The organism is Nonomuraea sp. NPDC004354 (assembly GCF_053602555.1).
The window spans coordinates 359,450-377,371 of record NZ_JBSGDV010000005.1 but is presented as its reverse complement, the minus strand read 5'-3'; the positions used below and the strand labels follow the sequence as shown (position 1 = coordinate 377,371).

At 72.1% G+C, this 17,922-nt stretch carries 15 protein-coding genes; 12 read left to right on the top strand and 3 right to left on the bottom strand.

The features are described 5' to 3' along the window. Positions 1 to 97: 97 nt before the first annotated feature. Positions 98 to 1,435: a serine hydrolase domain-containing protein gene (locus tag ACWENQ_RS19015; protein WP_452415374.1), complete on the bottom strand. Its 1,338-nt coding sequence runs from the start codon at positions 1,433 to 1,435 to the stop codon at positions 98 to 100. A gap of 233 nt (positions 1,436 to 1,668) precedes the next feature. Between ACWENQ_RS19015 and ACWENQ_RS19010 the strand changes: the two genes are divergently transcribed. The 7 genes from ACWENQ_RS19010 to ACWENQ_RS18980 all read left to right on the top strand — a co-directional run bounded on the left by ACWENQ_RS19010 (position 1,669) and on the right by ACWENQ_RS18980 (position 9,095). Then, a complete protein-coding gene (locus ACWENQ_RS19010; RefSeq protein ID WP_452415372.1) occupies positions 1,669 to 2,232 on the top strand; it encodes a hypothetical protein in 564 nt (187 codons plus the stop codon). After that, the gene (locus tag ACWENQ_RS19005) at positions 2,229 to 2,690 is read left to right on the top strand and encodes a hypothetical protein (RefSeq protein WP_452415371.1); all 462 of its coding nucleotides are present in this window, start codon (positions 2,229 to 2,231) and stop codon (positions 2,688 to 2,690) included. The genes ACWENQ_RS19010 and ACWENQ_RS19005 overlap by 4 nt, the downstream gene beginning before the upstream one ends. A 57-nt stretch (positions 2,691 to 2,747) precedes the next feature. Continuing rightward, the gene (gene recD2, locus ACWENQ_RS19000) at positions 2,748 to 4,961 is read left to right on the top strand and encodes an SF1B family DNA helicase RecD2 (protein WP_452415369.1); all 2,214 of its coding nucleotides are present in this window, start codon (positions 2,748 to 2,750) and stop codon (positions 4,959 to 4,961) included. A 108-nt stretch (positions 4,962 to 5,069) separates the two neighbouring features. After that, on the top strand, positions 5,070 to 6,257 hold the full coding sequence (locus ACWENQ_RS18995; RefSeq protein WP_452415368.1) for an Ig-like domain-containing protein: 1,188 nt from the start codon (positions 5,070 to 5,072) through the stop codon (positions 6,255 to 6,257). A 130-nt stretch (positions 6,258 to 6,387) separates the two neighbouring features. Further along, positions 6,388 to 8,079 (top strand): protein kinase domain-containing protein, encoded by a 1,692-nt coding sequence (locus ACWENQ_RS18990; RefSeq protein WP_452415367.1) that lies wholly within the window; start codon positions 6,388 to 6,390, stop codon positions 8,077 to 8,079. 57 nt (positions 8,080 to 8,136) lie between these two features. Next, a complete protein-coding gene (locus ACWENQ_RS18985) occupies positions 8,137 to 8,484 on the top strand; it encodes a PadR family transcriptional regulator (protein ID WP_452415366.1) in 348 nt (115 codons plus the stop codon). After that, positions 8,481 to 9,095: an HAAS signaling domain-containing protein gene (locus ACWENQ_RS18980; RefSeq protein WP_452415365.1), complete on the top strand. Its 615-nt coding sequence runs from the start codon at positions 8,481 to 8,483 to the stop codon at positions 9,093 to 9,095. The genes ACWENQ_RS18985 and ACWENQ_RS18980 overlap by 4 nt, the downstream gene beginning before the upstream one ends. 82 nt (positions 9,096 to 9,177) lie before the next feature. Here the strand turns inward: ACWENQ_RS18980 and ACWENQ_RS18975 are convergent, their stop codons facing one another. Then, complete coding sequence (locus tag ACWENQ_RS18975; RefSeq protein WP_452415363.1) at positions 9,178 to 10,245, bottom strand: hypothetical protein; 1,068 nt, start codon at positions 10,243 to 10,245, stop codon at positions 9,178 to 9,180. A 400-nt stretch (positions 10,246 to 10,645) separates the two neighbouring features. Between ACWENQ_RS18975 and ACWENQ_RS18970 the strand changes: the two genes are divergently transcribed. The 3 genes from ACWENQ_RS18970 to ACWENQ_RS18960 are packed head-to-tail and all read left to right on the top strand — an operon-like array spanning position 10,646 to position 12,088. Then, positions 10,646 to 11,134 (top strand): hypothetical protein, encoded by a 489-nt coding sequence (locus ACWENQ_RS18970; protein WP_452415361.1) that lies wholly within the window; start codon positions 10,646 to 10,648, stop codon positions 11,132 to 11,134. Then, positions 11,134 to 11,415 (top strand): hypothetical protein, encoded by a 282-nt coding sequence (locus ACWENQ_RS18965; protein WP_452415359.1) that lies wholly within the window; start codon positions 11,134 to 11,136, stop codon positions 11,413 to 11,415. Before ACWENQ_RS18970 ends, ACWENQ_RS18965 begins: the two co-directional genes overlap by 1 nt. A gap of 4 nt (positions 11,416 to 11,419) precedes the next feature. Continuing rightward, a complete protein-coding gene (locus tag ACWENQ_RS18960; RefSeq protein ID WP_452415358.1) occupies positions 11,420 to 12,088 on the top strand; it encodes an HD domain-containing protein in 669 nt (222 codons plus the stop codon). A 248-nt stretch (positions 12,089 to 12,336) separates the two neighbouring features. On the opposite strand, the gene ACWENQ_RS18955 is transcribed toward ACWENQ_RS18960, so the two are convergent. After that, positions 12,337 to 13,677 (bottom strand): FAD-binding oxidoreductase, encoded by a 1,341-nt coding sequence (locus tag ACWENQ_RS18955; RefSeq protein ID WP_449922234.1) that lies wholly within the window; start codon positions 13,675 to 13,677, stop codon positions 12,337 to 12,339. 314 nt (positions 13,678 to 13,991) lie between these two features. Here ACWENQ_RS18955 and ACWENQ_RS18950 point away from each other — a divergent pair, with 314 nt between their 5' ends. Further along, positions 13,992 to 15,713, top strand: coding sequence for an ABC transporter ATP-binding protein (locus ACWENQ_RS18950; protein WP_452415356.1), 1,722 nt, complete (start codon positions 13,992 to 13,994; stop codon positions 15,711 to 15,713). Continuing rightward, positions 15,710 to 17,530 carry an ABC transporter ATP-binding protein gene (locus tag ACWENQ_RS18945; RefSeq protein WP_452415354.1) on the top strand — a complete coding sequence of 607 codons (1,821 nt, stop codon included), beginning with the start codon at positions 15,710 to 15,712 and terminating at the stop codon, positions 17,528 to 17,530. Before ACWENQ_RS18950 ends, ACWENQ_RS18945 begins: the two co-directional genes overlap by 4 nt. Positions 17,531 to 17,922: the final 392 nt, after the last annotated feature.

Sequence of the window (17,922 nt, the reverse complement as noted above, 5' to 3'; positions counted from 1 at the left end):
TCCAGTCTGAACACCCGGGTCGCCGCGCATCTGCGGGGCGAATCGCCGCCAGGTCATGGCAGATGCGGCGAGCCCGCGCTGCGGCGGGCGATGCGCGCTAGCGGGGGGCGCCCCACTGGCCGGGCCCGCCGGGGATCGGCGTCCCGTCCTGGTACGGCTCGCGCGTGAAGACGAAGGTGTTCAGGTCGAGGAACCCGTCGCCCACCCTGAGCACCTCACCCGCGTAGTAGCCGTCCAGGCCGAGCCAGGTGCCGTCCTGCTGGGCCACGAAGCGCGAGGCCCGGCCCGGGCCGTTCACCGGCGTCAGCGACAGCCCGCGCTCGGGCAGCAGCCTCAGCACGTACGGCGTGGGACCCCAGTGCCACAGCCCTGTCAGCGCCAGCAGGCCGGGGTCGGCGGCGACCGGCTTCCACGGCTCGGGCAGGCGCGGCTCGTGCTCGTCGAGGATGGCCAGCAGCTCGGTCGCCAGCGTACGGCTCACGCCCGAGGTGGTGTTGGCCATGAACAGCACGCCGACCTGGTCGGCCGGATCGCTCCACACGGTGGCCAGGAAGCCGGGCATCGACCCGGTGTGGCCCGCCAGGCGCCGCCCGCCGGACCTGGCCAGCTGCAGGCCCAGGCCGTACCCCGAGGTCCACGCGTCACCGTCGTCCACGGTGGCGGGTTCGCGCATCTCGGCAAGCGTCCCTGGCGCCAGCACGCCCGGCGTGGAGCCGGCCAGGAACGCCGCCCACCTGGCCAGGTCGGCGGGCGTCGACCACAGCTGTCCCGCCGGGGCCATCGCGGCCGCGTCGTGCTCCGGCTCGGGCAGCAGCACGTCGGCGAAGGGGTGCACGGCGTAGCCCGTGGCGTGCGGGGCCCGGGGCCGCGCGGTGGTGTCGTTCATCCCCAGCGGCTCCAGGACCTCCCTGCGGACCGCCTCCAGCCACGTCATGCCGCGATGGCGCGCCACCACCTCGCCCAGCAGGCCGAACCCGAGGTTGGAGTAGTGGAAGCGGCGGCCCGGCCGGTGCCGCGAGCCCTCCGGGCCGAGTCGGGCGGCCAGCTCGTCGAACGGCAGGCCGGGCGTGCGCTCCCACCACTCCGTCGGCGGCTCGGCCGTCAGCCCGCCGGTGTGCGAGAGCAGCTGGGCGATCGTGACGTGCTCGAACGGCGTGCCCTCCACGTGCTTGCCGAGCGGGTCGAGCAGGTCGACCCGGCCCTCGTCGCGCAACCTCATCACGACGGCGCCGACCATGGACTTGGTGATCGAGCCGATCCGGTACTGCGTGTCGGGGGTGGGCGCACCGTCCCCGACCTGGCCCCTGGCCCCGAACCAGGCCGGCCGGCCGTCCCGCACGATCACTGCCGCCAGCGACGGCACCCTCGACTCCGCCTGCTCCACGGCAAGCCTGCGCAGCAGCGCCCTGGCCGCCGTCTGACCCACTTCACTCATGAGCGGAAGGTTACCGAGGGTCAACCCCCGCTCTGCCCACGTCAGGATGATCAGGCGGCACCGCTCCAGAAGGTCGTCCTGACGGAAAGCTGTCAGCGCGATCGCCGCGACGCATGCGCCGTTCTACGATCCTTGCGGATTCGGCGCTCGGGGGGCTCAGCGCACGCGCAGCAGGCGCCGGTCTGGAACGCGCGCAGGTCACGCCGTAGGTTCCGAGGAAGAGGTGTTCGCACATGGCCGCCCAGTCCTGGACGCACCCCGACACCGTTCAGACATCGCTGCTCAACGGTCGTCACCACCGGGCCGCCCTCGGCCTGTTCCTGGCCGTCGTGGTGGCGCACTGGGCCGAGCACCTGGCCCAGGCGGTCCAGATCTACGTCCTGGACTGGCCGATCCCCGAAGCCCGTGGCGTCCTCGGCGTGCCGTTCCCCTGGCTGGTCAAGTCGGAGTGGATGCACTACGGCTACGCGCTGCTGATGCTCGCCGGCTTCCTCCTGCTGCGCAAGGGCTTCACCGGGCGCGCCCGCACCTGGTGGAACATCGCGCTGGCCATCCAGACCTGGCACCACCTGGAACACTTCCTCCTGCTCATGCAGGCGGTGACCGGCAACAACCTGCTGGGCAGGCCGGTGCCCACCAGCATCATCCAGCTGCTGGTCCCCCGGGTGGAGCTGCATCTGTTCTACAACGCCGTCGTCTTCGCGCCCATGGTGGTGGCGATGCTCCTGCACCGGCGCCCCCGCGAGTCCGAGCGTGCCGGGATGCGGTGCGGCTGCGCGCTCGCCTACGGGCGATGACGATGGCGGGCGGACGGCCCGGCAAGCGGTCTCCGGCCTTCGCCGTGGCGATGACCCTCGTCGCTGCTTTCCTGCTGTACCTCGCCACCCCGAACATCGGTCATGTCATCCGGGCGGCACGGGCCGACGGTCTTCCTGGCACGTTCACCGCGCAACGCCTCTACTGCGTCCAGCATCCCGGACACGAGAGCTGCAGCTGGATCGGGACCTTCCGCTCCGACGACGGCACCGTGCGCCGGGCCGAGGTGGCGATGTACGACAGCGACCGGGAGTCACACCGTGCCGGCACGGAGACCAGGGCCATCGACGTCGGGCGGCCCAACCGGGTCTACGGGCCGGACGGCTCGGGGGAGTGGATGTTCACGGCGCTGCTGCTGCTGGGCGGCCTGGCGATCCTGGCCCATCTGTACGTCCGGCCTCTGGTGCGGCGCCTGTCCCCGCGGGCCGTCCACCGCTGATCACAGTCGGCCGCCGCTGCTCTACCCTGGCCAGAAGAGCTCGGGAGAGAGGTAGGCGTGACGGCTGGATCAGGCGGTCCCCCCGCGACGACGCTGGAAGCGGTGCTCGAACGGATCACCTTCGCCAGCGAGGAGACCGGCTACACCATCGCCCGCGTCGCCACCGAGCGGTCGGGCGCCGAGTTGCTGACCGTGGTGGGGCCGTTGCTGGGCGCGCAGGTCGGCGAGTCGCTCCGGCTGACCGGCAGGTGGACCTCCCACCCGCGCTACGGCAAGCAGTTCGAGGTGTGGTCCTACACCACCGTGCTGCCCGCCACGATCCAGGGCATCCAGCGCTACCTGGGATCAGGCCTGATCAAGGGCATCGGTCCCAAGATGGCCGAGCGCATCGTCGGCCACTTCGGCACCGACACCCTCGACATCATCGAGACCGCTCCCGAGCGCCTGGTCGAGGTGCCGGGGCTGGGGCCCAAGCGGACCAAGCTGATCGCGATCGCCTGGGAGGAACAGAAGATCATCAAGGAGGTCATGATCTTCCTCCAGGGCGTCGGCGTCTCCACCTCGATCGCGGTCCGCATCTTCAAGCAGTACGGCGAGGCGTCGATCTCGGTCGTCCGGAGCCAGCCGTACAAGCTGGCCGACGACGTCTGGGGCATCGGCTTCAAGACCGCCGACACCATCGCCCAGGCCGTCGGGATCCCGCACGACAGCCCCGAACGCGTCAAGGCCGGGCTGCGCTACACGCTGTCCCAGGCCGCCGACGACGGCCACTGCTACCTGCCCGCGCCCAACCTGGTCGCCGACGCCGTCAAGATCCTCGACGTGCCGGCCGAGCTGGTCAGGACGTGCCTGGACGAGCTGGTCGCCGAGGAGGGCGTGGTCCGCGAGGACATCCCGGCGGGCGAGAACCTCGTTCCGGCCGTCTACCTCGTCCCCTTCCACCGCGCGGAGCTGTCGCTCGCCGGCAGCCTGCTCGGCCTGCTGCGCACCGGCCGCGACAGGCTGAAGGCCTTCGCCGACGTCGACTGGGTCAGGGCCGAGGACTGGCTGCGCGGCCAGAGCGGGGCCGAGCTGGCCGCCGAGCAACGCCAGGCCGTCCGGCTGGCTCTCACCGAGAAGGTCGCGGCGCTGACCGGCGGGCCCGGCTGCGGCAAGTCGTTCACCGTCCGGTCGATCGTGCAGCTGGCCCGCGCGAAGCGGGCCAAGGTCATCCTGGCCGCCCCGACGGGCCGGGCGGCCAAGCGCCTGGCCGAGCTGACCGGTCACGAGGCCACCACCGTGCACCGGCTGCTCCAGCTGCGGCCGGGCGGCGAGGCGACCTTCGACCGCGACAACCCCCTGGACGCCGACCTGGTCGTGGTCGACGAGGCGTCGATGCTCGACCTGCTGCTGGCCAACAAGCTCGTCAAGGCGATCGCCCCCGGCGCGCACCTGCTGCTGGTCGGCGACGTCGACCAGCTCCCGTCGGTCGGCGCGGGCGAGGTGCTCAAGGACCTGCTGGCCGCCGACGACATCCCCCGGGTACGGCTGACGCAGATCTTCCGCCAGGCGCAGGAGTCGGGCGTCGTGGTCAACGCCCACCGGGTCAACACCGGCCGCCATCCCGTGCTGGAGGGCATGAAGGACTTCTTCCTCTTCCCGTGCGATGAGCCCGAGGAGATCGCCTCGCTCACCGTCGACGTCGTCGCGCGCCGGATCGCCCGCAAGTTCGGCCTCAACCCGCGCCGCGACGTGCAGGTGCTGGCGCCCATGCACCGGGGCGCGGCGGGGGCGGGCGCGCTCAACGCCGCCCTGCAGGAGGCGCTGACCCCCTCGCGCGAGGGCATGCCGGAGCGCCGGTACGGCGGGCGCGTGTTCAGGGTCGGCGACAAGGTCACCCAGTTGCGCAACAACTATGACAAGGGCGCGGCGGGTGTGTTCAACGGCACGGTCGGCGTGGTCACCGACATCAGGCTGGACGATCAAAAGCTGACAGTCCTGACTGATGAGGAGGAAAGCGTCGACTATTCCTTCGACGAGCTCGACGAGCTGGCCCACGCCTACGCCGTCTCGATCCACCGGTCGCAGGGCAGCGAGTACCCGGCCGTGGTGATCCCGCTGGCCACCAGCGCGTGGATGATGTTGCAGCGCAACCTGCTCTACACCGCCATCACCAGGGCGAAGAAGCTGGTGGTCATCGTCGGGTCGCGGCGGGCGCTGGCGCAGGCCGTCAGGACCAAGGGTGCGGGAAGGAGGCACACGGGACTGACGCACAGGCTGTCAAGCGGCTGACAGCACAATGTGTCCGAATTTGAATGAACTCTCCCATAAGATGCAGCATCCAATGGATATGGCCATTAAGGTTTTTGGGTGCACTTTGCTGGTATGGGGGAGAGGGTTGTGTTGAGCGTTGCGCCAGCGTGGCGGAAGCCTGCCGCCGGGGTCGCGGTCATTGTGGCGGCGGCTCTGACCGCGTCGTGCTCGAACGGCTCGGCGGTCACCGGAGGGACCACCGCGGACGGCGGATCCGCGACCACGTCGGCGACGCCCGCGCCGCAGATCAAGATCAGCCCGGCCGAGGGCAGCGCCAAGGTGAAGCCCAACAAGAAGGTCGTGGTGACGGCCTCGGGTGGCGCGCTCGACGAGGTTGTCGTCGAGGGCGGCGGCAAGCGGGTGGAAGGCTCCTTCAACGCCGACAAGACCAAATGGGTCTCCAAGGAGCCGCTGCGGCCCACCAGCGCCTACAGCGTCTCCGCCAAGGCCGGGACGACCACCGCCGCGGCCAGCTTCAAGACCCTCAAGCCCGCGGTGGTCCTCGACGTCGCCGACCTGACGCCGAACCAGAAGGGTGAGAAGGTCGGCGTGGGGGCGCCGATCATCCTCACCTTCAACAACCCGGTGTCCGACAAGGCCGCCGTCGAGGGGGCGCTCGAGGTCGAGGCCGAGAAGCCGGTCGAGGGCGCGTGGCGGTGGATCAACGACACGACCGTCATCTACCGCACCGCCAAGTACTGGCCCGCGCACCAGACGGTGAAGGTGACCGCCCGCCTGAACGGCGTGCAGGGCGGCAAGGACATGTACGGGCTCGAGGACTACACCACCTCGATCAAGATCGGCGCCCAGCAGATCAGCAAGATCAATGCCAAGACGCACATGATGTACGTCTACCGAGACGGCAAGAGGGTGCAGACCATGCGGATCAGCGCCGGCATGGCCACCACCCGGGAGTACACCACCACGTCCGGCATCCACATGACGATGGAGAGGGGCAACCCGGTCCGGATGATCTCGCCGGGCCGCAAGAAGGGCGACCCCGGCTACTACGACGTGATGATCAACCACGCGGTGCGGATCTCCAACTCGGGCGAGTACGTCCACGCCAAGGACAACGTCTGGGCCCAGGGCAGGCGCAACGTCAGCCACGGCTGCATCAACGCCCGGCCCGACCAGGCCAAGTGGTTCTTCGACAACGCGCAGCGCGGCGACATCGTCGACATCAAGGGCACCAACCGGGCGCTGGAGTGGAACAACGGCTGGGGCTTCTGGCAGCTGTCGTTCAAGGAGTGGAAGAAGGGCAGCGCCCTGTAGCGTCGCCCGTGGCGAGGCGGTCCGCGCCTCGCCACCGACCGGTTGCGGCGCGCACCCGGTCGAACCGGACACTCCGTCCTGCGCCACAGGCCATTCTCGAGCCGCAGTCCCGCGATGATGTGAGGCATACGTGCGCATCGGCCCATACCGCATCCTCCGTCAGCTGGGACAGGGCGGGCAGGGCACGGTCTACCTGGGGCAGGACGAGCACGGCGGGCTCGCCGCCGTCAAGGTCATGACCGGCGGGATCGACCGTGCCTTCGCCCGCGAGGTCGCCGCGGCCCGCCAGGTCGCCGAGTTCTGCACGGCCCGCGTGCTGCGTGTCGACCTCGACCACCAGCCGCCCTACGTGGCCAGCGAGTACATCGACGGCCCCGCCCTCGCCGCCGTCGCGCCCGTGCGCGGCGCCGCGCTGACCAGGCTGGCCATCGGCACCGCCACCGCGCTGGCCGCCATCCACCGGGCGGGCGTCGTCCACCGCGACTTCAAGCCGGGCAACGTGCTCATCGGCCCCGACGGGCCCAGAGTGATCGACTTCGGCATCGCCAGGCTGGTCGACGTCACCGCGACCAGGGAGGGCGCGTCCGGCACGCCGCCGTACATGGCGCCCGAGCAGTTCCGCGGCCTGCCGGTGGGGCCGGCGTCCGACGTGTTCGCCTGGGGCGCGACGATGGTCCACGCCGCCAACGGGTGGCCGCCGTTCGGCAACGACACCTTCGCGGCGACCGCCTACCGCATCCTGCACAACGAGCCGGCCCTGGGCGAGCTGCGGGAACCGTTGCGCGGGATCGTCGCCAGGTGCCTGGCCAAGGATCCGGCGCTCCGGCCGTCGGCGCGTGACCTGCTGCTGGAGCTTCTCGGGGAGCGGGCGCCCGCGCAGCAGGACGCCGCCCTGCGCCACGGCGCCGAGGCGGCGCACGGCGGCGCCGTACCGACGGCCGGCGGCGTTGCAGGGGTGCCGGGCGGGGGCGGGGCGGTGCCCGGCGGCGCCGTACCGACCGATGGCGTCGGGCGCGAGCGCCCGACGGCAGAGCGCGGATCCGGTGTGGCGTCACGGCGGGCTCTCCTGGCGGGTGGGGTGGCGGCCGTGGTGGCCGCGGCGACCACCGGCGTGGTCCTGTGGCGCGGCTTCGGCACGCCGGGGGACGACATGGCCGACCAGCCGACCCCCACCGGCTCCTCGACGGCCCCGCCGACCTCCCGGGACCTCCCGCTCGCCCTGGAGAGCGCGGTCAACGTGACGCCCATGGCCGACTTCACCTTCGAGGGGTTCCTGCCCCAGGGCACCTGGGCCACCAAGGCGCAGGGGAAGCTGTCCTACGATCACGACGCGGTGTCGTCGGTCGACACCCGCATGGACATGACGGTGACGGCGGAGAATCTCGAGCTGACCCAACGCGTGGTCCTCACCGAAACCGAGTACATCGACGGGAAGGAGATGCCCGACCCGTCCCGAGCGCCGATCCTGCTGTACGCCCGGTGCCCTCACACCATGGGAGCGGTGGGCGTGATCGCCGATCTGGCCAGGACGACCGAGAACGTGAGCGCCTCGGGCCGCCGTTACGCCGGCGCGCTGGTCACCAGGAAGGCTCCGGCGCCGCTCGCGCGGCAGATCAGGGCGCTCCACGGTGACGAACGCACCGAGCGGGAAACCGGCGACACCAGCCTGTCGTGGGTGCTGGTGCTGGACGGGCGGAACAGGCCGAAGACGTTCGAGCTCTCGTGGCATTTCCCGCTCGACGAGACGACCAAGCTCACCGCCAGGTTCACCACCACCTACCGCGACTGGCGCGAGGGCGAGGTTCGAGCGCCCGGCTCGTAGGGGCGCCACCTGCCCCACTACCATGCGAGACCTACTAGTAGGTGTTACCTTCCTCTCATGGCGGACGTGACGTCCAGGCGGACACAGTGGCTGCGCGGGGTGCTCGACCTCGCCGTGCTGGCGCTGCTCGCCGAGACCGGCGAGGACTACGGCTACGCCCTGCTCCAGCGCCTGGAGAGGGCCGGGATGCCCGACATGAAAGCGGGCACGCTCTACCCGCTGCTCAACCGGTTGACCACCGACGGCCTGCTGCAGGCCGAGTGGCGGGCCGGAGAGGGCGGGCCGGGCCGGAAGTTCTTCAGGCTGACCGACGAAGGCCGGGCGGCGCTCGCGACGCAGGGGCCCGAATGGGCGGCATTCGCGAAGACCGCGATCAGCGTGATCGAGCGAGGAGTCAAGGGATGACCGCTCTCGACAGGAAGTACCGCGAGGAGCTGATGCTGGCGCTGCGCCTGCGCGACATCTCGGGGGTCCGGGTCGGCGAGGTGCTGGCGGAGGTCGAGGCGCACGTCGCGGAGACGGGCGAGGACCCCACGACGGCGTTCGGCACCCCCAAGGAGTACGCGGCGACGATCGCCGAACAGCTCGACACGCGGTCGGGTAAGCCCTCGCCCCTCCACCAGGCGATCGGGGGGCTGGCCACGGGTGCGCTGGGTTACGTCGGCCTGACCCTGCTCTGGAGGGCGTTACGGGCCGACGGGCCCGCGGCGTCCTTCACCACGGCGGACACCGTCGGGGGGATCGCCTTCCTCGCCCTGATGACGGCCGGGATCTCCCTCTCCTTCTGCGCGGCCACCGCGCTCGCCAACGGCAAGGTCTACGGCGTGCTGGGCGGCTGCGCCCTGGTGGCCTCGCTCGCCTCCTTCCCTCTGTCGGAGGTCCTGCTCGACGACCAGACCTCGCTCGTCGAGGTCTCACGCTGGGTGGCGGTGGGCCTCGGGGTGGCGGCGGTCGCCGGTTCCCTGCTTCTCGTGGTCGGCGCCATCAGGCACGGCCGCGTCGTCGACCCCCGCTGAACGCACGCCGGTCCGGACTCTCGGACCGGCGTGGCCCGCCGTGTGGGGCCGTTGATCGGCACGCGCCGCCGACGGACCGACCTTATTCGTCACTCCAGCGGCACGTGGCGCGGGCCGCGGATGCCGTCACGGTGGAGGTGTCGTGGGCGCGATGGGGCTGGTTGGCCAGGATGAGGGTCAGGCGTCCCGGCCCGGGGACCGGCCAACTGCCCAGGGTGACCCAGGTGCCGCGATGGGCTTTCTGGTCAACGGTGACCGGTCCGCCCAGGTGCGGGGCGGTGGTGTCGTCGTCGTCGAGGTAGTAGTAGGCGGTGCCGGCCGACCGGCGGTCGTCGGCGATGAAGGCCTCGACGGTGCACCTGGCGCGCGGCCGGGTGTCGAAGTACCAGTTCACCAGCTGCGTGGCATGGCCCAATTCGGACGTCACCTGCAGGAACAGCGCCGTGCCTGTGCAGCCGTCCTGCCTCCAGCCGCCGCCGGTCGGTCGCCAGCCGGGGTCGGCGTAGGACCATTCCGCCTGGCAGCCGAGGCCGTGCACCGCGCTCCAGGTGTTCGTGGCGGCAGGCGTGGCACGGCTTGGCGAGGAGCCCGCGACAGGGGCACTCACCTGGGAGGGCACGGCCTCAGGCAGGGCGGGCGACACCTTTGTCACGACGGGCCCGGGGCCGGCGGCCGTCTCCGTGCCGCCCAGCGCCGACATCCCCGCCGCGAAGAGGACGGCGGTCGCCGCCACGACCGCCGTCGTGATCACCCATCGCAGGGACTTCTTCCGCGTCAGGAGCCCGCGGCCGGCGCCGGGGTCCGTAGGGCCCACGACCGGGCCCTCGGCTGCGGCGCCCGGCTCGTCGGTGCCGGCGCCTTCGCCGGCCGCCTGCTCGACAGGGTTGTGCCGCGCCGCCGGTGCGGTTCTGCCGGCGGCGATGACCTGCGCACGGCGATCCACCCACGGCTGAGGATCGTCGACACCGAGAGCGTGAACCAGCGCTCGCAGCACGCCCTCCGACGGCAGACGATGCCCCTGCAGCGCCTGGCCGATGACCGACTTCGAGTAGGGCGCCTGGGCGCGCCGGGTCCGGTCCGCCAGCTCCCGTACCGACGGTGACCCCTGCTGCCGATGCAGCGCCCGTAACTCTCCGATGAAGACGTCCACCGGGTCCTCGCCGGACCCCGGCCGGTGTCCTCGTCCATCCTCGGCTACCGGGTCGTCACGATCTGACACTCGCCTCTGTCCTCGCTTCCTCGCTGGTCATCCGCTGTCCGGGCCCGGCGGGTGCCTGGTCGTCGCCCGCGTGCGGCGTCCACCGACGGTGGACACGGCAGCAAGTGATCTCACACCCTCGCGGCACACCGTCTCGTCCCTGACAGGAGTTCTCGGGAGATCTTTTCAGCGGATCACGGTCCTGGCCATCGCCGCCGCTCGGGGGCGCCCAGAACGGCCGCTCGTGGTCGGGTCGCGTGGCCCGGAAGGCCGGGACAGGGGGTTACCTTCAGGCCGACTGAAGGTTCATGGTAGGTTTCAGCCTGCCTGAAGGATGACCTGAGGAGGACCTGTGGAAAGTCTGCTGCTGTCGGTGCATGTGCTCGCCGCCATCGTGTTCGTCGGCGGTTCGGCCGTCGCGACGAGCCTGTTTCCCCGCTACGCGCCCGTCGCCGCCGGCGTACCGGCCGGCGCGGGCGCAGCCGACCCCTCGCCGCCACCCGACCAGGGCGACAGGAACCGGGCGGTGGCCGTCGCCCTGCACCGCATCACCCGGGGTTACAGCATCCTCGGGCTCGTCGTGCCCGCCGCCGGGATCATCCTGGCCAGTGGCCAGGGCCGTATGGGCGAGATCTGGATCACCATCTCCATGGTTCTCACCGCCATCGCCGGCGGCCTGCTGGCCACGCAGATCTACCCGCGCCAGCGTGACGCGCTCAGCCGTCCCGACGACGGCAGGCGGTTGCGCCGGCTGTCGATGTTCACCGGGATCTACAACCTGGCATGGGCGACCGTCGTGGTCCTCATGATCGTCCGACCCGGCTCGGGCACGGGAGCGTGATGTCCGTGCGCGCCCTGCGGATCGCGGCCGGTCTCGAGACCGCCTCCCTGGTGATCCTCATCGTCAACCTGCTCACCGTGCACGCCAAGACGATCACGACGTTCGTCGGCCCGGTGCACGGCATGTGCTACGTCGCCGTCATCGGAGCCGCGTCGCTGGTCCCGGGGGCCTCCTCCGGCGCCCGCCGGCTTGCCTGCGTCCCGGCGGTCGGCGGCCTGCTCGCCCTGCGCCGCCTCCACTCCGACGTACGACACCCCGCCCCCGGCGCCCAGGAAGGCTGACCCGATGGACACGTACGGCGACCTGCCCTTTCCCCGAACCGAGCCGGCGTTGAAGGCGATGCGCTTCGCCAGGGACATCGAAGAGCCGGCGATCTTCAACCACAGCATGCGCACCTACCTCTACGGGCGCTTCCTCGGCGAACAGCAGGGTCTGCGACCCGGCCATGACTACGACGACGAACTGCTGTTTTTGGGATGCGTCCTGCACGACGTGGGGCTCAGCGACGAGGGCAACGGAGACCAGCGTTTCGACGTCGACGGCGCCGACGTGGCCGCGCGCTTCCTCACCGAGCAGGGAGTCGCGCCGGACAAGGTCGAGATCGTCTGGGACGCGGTAGCCCTCCACCTGTTCTTCGACGTCGCCCACCGCAAGCGGCCCGAGATCGCGCTCGTGACGGCCGGCGCCGGATACGACCTCACCCCCGCGGCGGCGCACCCCCTCCCCGCGGGCTACGCCGATCGCATCCATGCCGTGCTGCCCCGCCTGCACGCCGCGGCCGCGCTGCGCGACGCGATCGTCGGCCAGGCGCTCGACAAGCCGCACAAGGCTCCGCCGTACAGCATGATGGGTGAGCTCGTCCGCCAGAAGACGCGGATGAGCTGGCCCACCTGGGACCAGCTCATGTCCCGGAGCCCCGGCTGGAACGACTTCGACGGCCTCGGCGGCGACTGACGCCCCTGGCCCATCGCTTCCTCGCCCCCACCGGCGGGCTGCACCGCCGGCCGCACGCCGCCGCCCCCGCCGACCCCTCCCTCACCCCGCTCGTCTCCGTCTTCCTCGGGCTCCTGCACGACGTGGGCGCTGACATCACCGCCGGCTGGGCGGCCGGGGCCGACGCGCAGGACTGACCTCCGCACCTTCGGCCGGCGACACGGACGCTGAAGGACACCGACTCTGCCGGCGCCGGGGCGTCACGGCCCTCACGAAGCCGAGCGGGCGGCCGCGGCGGGCGGGATGTTGTGCGAGCGCCCGAGGATGTTGTCCGGGTCCCAGGCCCGCTTCACCTCGGCCAGCCGCGCGTGGTCGGCGGGAGTGTAGGCGGCCGCGGTCCGGTCCGGGTCGGTGAGGAAGTTCAGGAACGACCCGCCGGTGACGTGCGGGCCCAGCCAGCCGGTCACCTCGCGCATCCGCTCGTCCACCTCGGCGGCGTCGCGGGAGCCGTCCAGGACGGCCGTCGTGATCACCGAGAACGGCACGTCGCGGTGACCGACCGGGCCGGCCCCCTCGGCGGGCCGCGCCATGGCCCCGCCCCAGTGGCGCAGCTCGATCGCGCTCACCGGCTGCTCCGCGCCCTTGACGATCGCCTCGATCGCGTCGTCCGGCACCTCGCGCAGCAGGTCGAGGTGCTGGCGCACGGCCATCGGCGGGGGAGGGGGCCCGCCGAACGCGGTCGCCGCCTCCGCGAAGCTCATCGCCGCGAACCCGCCGGCCAGCGCCGGGCCCGCCGCGTCGACCAGCGGGGCCAGGCAGCGCTCGGCCGCCTCGGCACCGCCCGCGTAGAAGGCCCGTACGGCCAGCGCCCACCCGCCCGTGTCCGGCATCCGCATGAGGATGATCGAGGTGTTCGACTCGTCGGGCTCGTCCGGCGCCCACTCCCGGTAGCGGGCCAGCGTGTCGGCCGCCCGCTCGGCGGGGAACAGGGTCATGCCCGCGTAGACGTCGGTGACCGGGTGCAGCGCGAACTCCAGCGACGTCACGACCGCGACGTTGCCGCCGCCGCCGCGCAGCGCCCAGAACAGGTCGGGATGCTCCTCGGCGCTGACCGTGAGGCGCCTGCCGCCGGCCGTCACGACCTCGGCGCCCAGCAGGTTGTCGGCGGCGTAGCCGTACCGGCGCGACAGCCAGCCGGTGCCGCCGCCCAGCGTGTAGCCGGCCACGCCGATCGCGGGCGTGCCGGACACGGGCGCCAGCCCGTACGGCGCGGCGGCGGCGATGACGTCGGACCACACCGCTCCGGCGCCGGCGCGCGCGGTGCGCCGTTCGGGATCGACCCGCACCTCGGCCATGCGAGAGGTCTTCAGCACGATGCCGCCGTCGGCCGGCACGAGGGTGCCGTGCCCGGTCGACTGCACGGCGAAGGGCACGCCGTGCTCGCGGGCGACGGCGATCGCGGCCCGGATGTCGCCCGGGCCCTCGGCTTCCACGACGGCGGCGGGCCGGGGGTCGATGGTCCGGTTCCACGCCTGCCGTTCGGTGTCGTAGCGCTCGTGGCCGGGGGTGAGGACAGCGCCTTTGACGAGGGCGCGCAGTGTGTCTTCCATGTTGTGATCGTCGCGGTGCCGGCCGCCTCCGGTCGTCGTACGAGGGAAGACTCCTTCGGCTACGACCCAGGAAGTACGGCCGTACGGCCCACGGCGGCCGGCAAAATCGGTTGTCCGCCAGGGCGGCCGTCTGTTGTACTCCCGGGCAGCGAGTCGTCGAGAAAGGGAGCGCAGCGATGCGGAGAGCGTTCATGTCCACCCAGCCGCGAACCTTCCCCGACCCCAAGGACATGACGCTTCGTGCACGCCTTGACCCCACCGACGGCGGCCTATGTAGCCGCCGGTAGACCGTCATCGGGCGGTGACACCGCCCGATGACGACACCCATCACCGGCGTCCTGCGCGAGCTGCGGCCCGGACGCCGTTCCGCCGTGGCGCTCGCCGCCGCCATCAGCGCCGCCACGCTCCTGCCGCTGTCGGCGCCCCAGCTCACCCGCCGCTTCGTCGACGACGCCGTCGCCGGAGCCGGCACCCGCCACCTGGTCCTGCTCGCCCTGGCCTTCCTCGCGGTCGCCGTGGCCGCGCAGGCCGCGCGCGTGGTCACCGCCTGGCTCGCCGGCCGGCTCGCCTGGGACGGCACGAACCGGCTCAGGGAGCGGCTGGCCCAGCACGCCCTCGGCCTCGACATGGCCTTCCACGGCCGGCACACGCCCGGCGAGATGATCGAGCGGGTGGACGGCGACGTCGTGGCCGTCGCCCGATTCGTCGTCGCGTTCCTGATGGACGTCGTGGCGAGCCTGCTGCTGCTCGGCGGCGTGCTGGTCGTCGTGTTCGCCGTCGATCCCCTCATCGGCGGCGCGCTGCTGGCCTACTGCCTGCTCGCCGGCTTCGGGATGGCCCGCGCGCAGCGGCTGGCCGTACCGACGGCCGCCCGGTCGCGGGCGGCGAGCGCCATGCTCTTCGGCCACCTCGAGGAACGGCTGGCCGGCGCGGAGGACATCCGCGCCAACGGCGCGGGCGAGCACACCGTCTACCGCTTCCACCAGGTCGCCTCCTCCTGGTACCGGGAGGAGTTGCGGGCCTCGCGGATCGGCAGCGTCCTGCTGGCTTCGACCGGCGTGGCGTTCGCGGCCGGCACCGCGATCATCCTCGCCCTCGCCGCGTGGGCGCAGCAGGCGGGCACGCTCACCGTCGGCACCGCCGTCCTGCTGTTCCAGTACACGCTGATGGTCCGCGCGCCCTTCGAGCGGCTGATCGAGCAGCTGCGGCAGTACCAGTCGGCGCTGGCCGGGTTCGCCAGGGTCGGCGACCTGCTGGCGCGGCGGCGGGCGCTGCCCGACCCCGTGAACCCGCGTCCGCTGCCTGCCGCGGGACCGCTCGGCCTGGAGCTCGACGGCGTGGGGTTCGCCTACGGCGACGACGAGCAGGTGCTGTCGGGCATCACCCTGACGCTGGCGCCGGGCGAGACGCTCGGCCTGGTCGGCCGGACCGGCAGCGGCAAGACGACCATCGCCAGGCTCCTGCTGCGCCTGTACGACCCCACCGAGGGCGCGGTCCTGGTCGGCGGGCTGGACCTGCGCGCGGCCGATCCCGCCTCGGTGCGGCGGCGGGTGTGCGCGGTCACGCAGGACGTGCAGCTGTTCGCCGCCGGCGTCCGCGACAACCTGACGCTGTTCCGGCCGCACGCGGACGATGACCGGCTGCGGGCCGTCCTGGACGAGGTGGGTCTCGGCCCGTGGCTGGCCGGGCTGCCCGACGGGCTCGACACCGAGCTGCGCGGTGTCTCGGCCGGTGAGGCGCAGCTGCTCGCCTTCGCGCGGGCGTTCCTCGCCGACCCGGGACTCGTCGTCCTCGACGAGGCCTCGAGCAGGCTCGATCCGGCCACCGAGCGGCGCGTCGAGCGGAGCATCGACCGGCTGCTGGCCGGCCGGACGGGGGTGCTCATCGCGCACCGGCTGTCGTCGCTGTCGCGGGTCGACAAGATCGCGGTCGTCGCCGAGGGCAGGATCGTCGAGTACGGCCGGCGCGCCGACCTCGCCGCCGACCCGGGCAGCCGGTTCGGGCGGCTGCTGGATGTGGCGGGGGTGCGCCGATGAGGGCCGCCCTGCTGGTCGCCGTCCGGCTGACCGGTTTCGACCTGCGCCGCTACCTGATCGGCGCGCTGCTGTGGCTGCCGGTCAGCGTCATTCCGCTGGCCGGCGGGCTGCTGCTACGGGCGCTGTTCGACCACATCAGCGGGCAGCGCGCCGCGCTGGAGGTGTCGCTGTGGCTGTGCGCGGCGTTCGTGGGGGTCGAGCTGGTTCGCGGCGCCGTCCTGGTCGTCGCCTTCACCTACGGGGTCTACTGGTGGGACGCCGCCGCGACGCTGCTGCGCGCCAACGTGCTGCGGTCGGTCATGACCGCGCGCGGGCCCGCGGCGGCCAGGCTGCCGCACGCGCCGGGTGAGTCGGTGGGCCGGCTGCGCGACGACGTGAGTGACCTCGTCGAACTCGCCGACGAGTCGGTGCCGCTCGCGGGAGCGCTCCTCTTCGGCGGCGCCGCGGTCGCGATCATGGTGTCGATCGACCCCCTGATCACCCTCGTGCTGGTCCTGCCGATGATCGGGATCGGGGTGCTGAGCCGGCTGATGAACGAGGTCGTCAGGCGGCTGCACCAACATGCCCGCACGCTCGGCGCGGCCGTGACCGCCTACGTCGGCGAGATGTTCGGCGCCGTCCTGGCGATCAAGACCACGGGGGCCGAGGAGGCGGCGCTGGAGCGCCTGCGCCTGCACAACAGCAGGCGGCGCGCGGCCGCGGTCAAGGACGGCATGGCCACCGACCTGCTCGGCGCCGCGACGGCCGCGAGCGTCGAGGTCAGCATCGGCCTGGTCCTGCTGCTGTCGGCGGCGGCGATGCGCCGTGGCGAGTTCACGGTGGGCGACCTGGCACTGTTCACCAGCTACGTCGGCTGGCTGGCGGCCTTGCCGCGCACCGTCGGCGGGATCCTCTACCGGCTGCCACAGGCCGCGGTCGCCACCGAGCGGCTCACCGGGCTGATGGCCGGCCACGAGGACGCCGCGGACCTGTCGAGGAGCAGCGGCGTGTGGTTCCACCGCGAGCCGCCGCCCGCCGGCCCGGCGCCCGATCGCGCGGACCCGCTGGAGGTGGTCGAGATCCGCGGGCTGAGCGTGCGCCACGCCGGCGGCGGCCACGGCGTGCGGGAGGTCGACCTGACGGTCAGGCGGGGGTCGTTCACGGTCGTCACCGGCGCCGTCGGGTCGGGCAAGACGACGCTGGTGCGTGCCCTGCTCGGCCTGGTGCCGCTCACCGGTGGCACCATCGCCTGGAACGGCATGCGCGTCGAGGACCCCGGCACGTTCATGGTGCCGCCGAGGGCGGCCTACGTGAGCCAGGTCCCGCGGCTGTTCTCCGCCTCGCTGCGCGAGAACCTGCTGCTCGGCCGGCCCGACGACCATCTGGCCGGCGCGCTGAGGCTGGCCGCCTTCGACGAGGACCTGGCCGGGATGCCGGACGGCGCGGCCACGGTGGTCGGGCCGCGCGGGGTGCGGCTGTCCGGCGGTCAGGTGCAGCGGGCGACGGCGGCCCGCGCGCTGGTGCGGGCCCCGGAGTTGCTGGTCGTCGACGATCTGTCGTCCGCGCTGGACGTCGAGACCGAGATGCTGCTGTGGGACCGGATCGCCGCGGCCGGAGACGGCGGCGGCCCCGCGACGCTCGTGGTGGTGTCGCACCGGAAGGCGGCGCTGGAGCGGGCCGATCAGATCATCGTCCTCGACCGCGGGCGCGTCGCCGGCCGCGGCCGGCTGTCCGAGCTGCTGGACGGCTGCGCGGAAATGCGGCGGCTGTGGAGCGAGGAACTTTTCTCCGAGGCCGAAGAGGATCCGCATTATCCCTCTGGCCGGAGAAGCCGCTGACAGGGAAAAGTCGATATCAATTCCCTCTTCTGTTATCTCGCTGATTTCGCGGAGTTTCGGCTCCCCTCGAGGGAGCCGGACTACCATGCAGAAAGGGACCGAAACCAGCAGATCCCGACAAGGATGACGGCGCCTTGACACCGGACCGTTCAGTGAATCCGCTGTCGCCGCCACGCCCGCCCGACAAGATGACGATCTTGCTATTGCCGCCTTTCCCATCTTCAGGCAGGGGAGGCGAATTCCGCTCACTTCGCCGCCGGAAGGCCCACGGGTATGGGTGTGACCGAATCCTCGATTTGGTCCCAGGGCGTAAAGAGCAGCCTATATCACCTGAATGCCGATACGAGAAGGCCCCAAGTGTACGAGCTGCCGGCTGGGCATCGGATGGCGGG